General features: G+C 32.6%; 3 protein-coding genes. All 3 read left to right on the forward strand.

The genetic code is table 11. The features are described 5' to 3' along the window. The coding region (gene lpxD, locus AB8B90_RS02350; protein ID WP_405333256.1) for a UDP-3-O-(3-hydroxymyristoyl)glucosamine N-acyltransferase at nt 1-885 on the forward strand (885 nt) is incomplete at its 5' end. Next, a complete protein-coding gene (locus AB8B90_RS02355) occupies nt 872-2278 on the forward strand; it encodes a bifunctional UDP-3-O-[3-hydroxymyristoyl] N-acetylglucosamine deacetylase/3-hydroxyacyl-ACP dehydratase (RefSeq protein WP_405333257.1) in 1407 nt (468 codons plus the stop codon). The genes lpxD and AB8B90_RS02355, both read left to right, overlap by 14 nt. A gap of 46 nt (nt 2279-2324) precedes the next feature. After that, nucleotides 2325-2809, forward strand: a 485-nt coding sequence (gene lpxA, locus AB8B90_RS02360; RefSeq protein ID WP_405333259.1) for an acyl-ACP--UDP-N-acetylglucosamine O-acyltransferase, incomplete at its 3' end; no start/stop codon positions are given.

The following is a 2809-nucleotide window of genomic DNA, read 5'->3' on the forward strand; positions in this document are numbered from 1 at the left end:
TACATTTATTCTACAAAGGCTTCTATCACAATTGTTAATAAAACATTTGAACCAGAGCAAGAGATCACAACAACTTTAATTAAAGTTGATGATGCCTATAAATCGTTTTCTAAATTATTAGAATATTACAATCAAGTAAAAAATAATAAAGTTGGAGTAGAGCAACCAAGTTTTAAATCTGAAACTGCTTCACATGGAGCTAACGTATATTTAGGGGCATTTTCTTATTTGGGAGATAATGTAACACTTGGGAATAATGTAAAAATATATCCACACGCATATGTTGGAGATAACGTTACTATTGGTGATGACACGACTATTTTTTCAGGAGTAAAAATATATTCTGAAACTGTTATTGGTAACAATTGTATTGTAAATAGTGGTGCTATTATTGGCGCAGATGGTTTTGGATTTACGCCTGATGAAAATGGAGAATTTAAAAAAGTTCCACAAACTGGAAATGTCATCATTGAAGATAATGTTGATATTGGATCTGCAACTACAATCGATAGAGCTACACTAGGATCAACAATCATAAGAAAAGGAGTTAAACTAGATAATCAAATACAAATTGCCCATAATGTAGAAATTGACCAACATACTGTAATTGCTGCTCAAACAGGGATTGCAGGTTCAACAAAAGTTGGTAAATATTGTTTAATTGGTGGTCAAGTTGGTGTTGCAGGTCACCTAACTATTGGAGACAATGTAAAAGTACAGGCACAAACTGGTATAGGTCATCGTGTAAAAGATGGGGAGAAATTATATGGATCACCAGCAATTGACTACGGCAATTATGTGAAATCATATGTGCATTTTAAAAATTTACCAGCACTTGTCAAAACCATAAACGACTTAGAAAAAAAAGTAAATGGCAATAATTAAAACAGACGTTAAGCAGCGAACTATTGAAAAGAAAATCTCTCTAAATGGAGTTGGATTGCATACAGGAAAAGATGTAACACTTACATTTTGTCCAGCACCAACAAATCATGGCTTTTCATTTAAAAGAGTAGATCTTGAAGGTTCTCCAGTGATCGAAGCTGATGCAAATTATGTGACAAATACGCAACGAGGTACATGCTTAGAGAAGAATGGTGTTACAATACAAACATCTGAGCATGTTTTAGCAGCATTAGTTGGTTTAGATATTGATAATGCAATTATTGAACTTAATGCGTCCGAACCACCAATTATGGATGGTTCTTCAAAGTTTTTTGTAGAAGCTCTTGAAAAAGCAGGTATTATTGATCAAGATGATTTTAGAGAAGAATATGTAGTTTCTGATGTAATTTCTTATGCAGATGAAGAATCAGGTAGTGAGATTATCGTCATGCCAGCCAAAGAATACCAAGTAACTGCTATGGTTGATTTTGGTACAAAAGTACTTGGAACTCAAAACGCAACTCTTAATAATATTTCAGATTTTAAAAAAAATATTTCAGATTCTAGAACATTCAGTTTTCTTCATGAACTTGAAATGTTATTAGAAAATGGTTTAATTAAAGGAGGTGATTTAAATAACGCTATTGTCTATGTTGACAAGGAATTGTCATCAGATACAATGGAGAAATTGAAAGTTGCTTTCAAAAAGGACTCAATTTCTATTAAGCCTAATGGAATACTAGATAATCTTACACTTCATCATCCAAATGAAGCTGCCAGACATAAACTTTTAGATGTAATAGGTGATTTGGCATTAGTAAGAACAAGAATTAAAGGAAAAGTTATTGCAAATAAACCAGGGCATTATATAAACACTCAGTTTGCAAAAAAAATATCTAAAATCATAAAAAATGAACGTCGTAATAACGTTCCTCAAATAGATTTGAATCAAGAGCCATTAATGGATGTTATTCAAATCATGGACATGTTACCACACAGACAGCCATTTTTATTATTAGATAAAGTGTTTGAACTTTCTGATTCACACGTGATTGGTATGAAAAACGTGACCATGAATGAAGAATTTTTTAAAGGTCATTTTCCTGGTGCTCCAGTAATGCCTGGAGTTCTTATAGTTGAGGCTATGGCTCAAACAGGAGGAATATTAGTACTAAGTACTGTTCCTGATCCAGAGAATTATTTAACGTTCTTTATGAAAATAGATAAAGTTAAATTTAAAAAGAAAGTTGTACCTGGTGATACATTGATATTTAAATGTGATCTAATCACACCTATTAGAAGAGGTATTTGTCACATGCAAGGTTATGCCTATGCAAATGGTGTACTTTGTGCAGAAGCAGAGTTAATGGCACAAATTTCAAAAGTAAAATAAAAGCGAACAAAAATTTTGTTGCTTTCTTAAAAATAAAAACGAACAAATGAACCAACCTTTAGCATACGTACATCCTGGAGCAAAAATTGCTAAGAATGTAGTTATCGAACCTTTCACAACTATCTATAGTAATGTTACTATTGGCGAAGGTACTTGGATAGGGAGTAATGTAACCATAATGGAAGGTGCTCGTATTGGGAAAAATTGTAATATTTTTCCTGGTTCAGTGATTTCTGCAGTTCCACAGGATTTAAAATATAATGATGAAGATACCTTAACGGTTATAGGTGACAATGTTACTATAAGAGAGTGTGTCACGATTAATAGAGGAACTACAGATAGAATGAAAACAGTTATTGGTGATAATTGTTTGATAATGGCATATTGCCATGTAGCTCACGATTGTATCGTTGGTAATAACTGTATTTTTTCTAATAATAGCACACTAGCTGGACATATTAATGTAGGAGATTATGTTGTTTTAGCAGGAATGACAGCTGTTCATCAGTTTTGCTCTATTGGTAACCATGC

This window comes from Psychroserpens sp. (assembly GCF_045105015.1).
Taxonomy (GTDB): Bacteria; Bacteroidota; Bacteroidia; order Flavobacteriales; family Flavobacteriaceae; genus Psychroserpens.

What these genes read in the sequence shown, in the direction of transcription:
- AB8B90_RS02355 (WP_405333257.1), top strand. Translation starts at nt 872, where the DNA reads ATGGCAATAATTAAAACAGACGTTAAGCAGCGAACTATTGAAAAGAAA.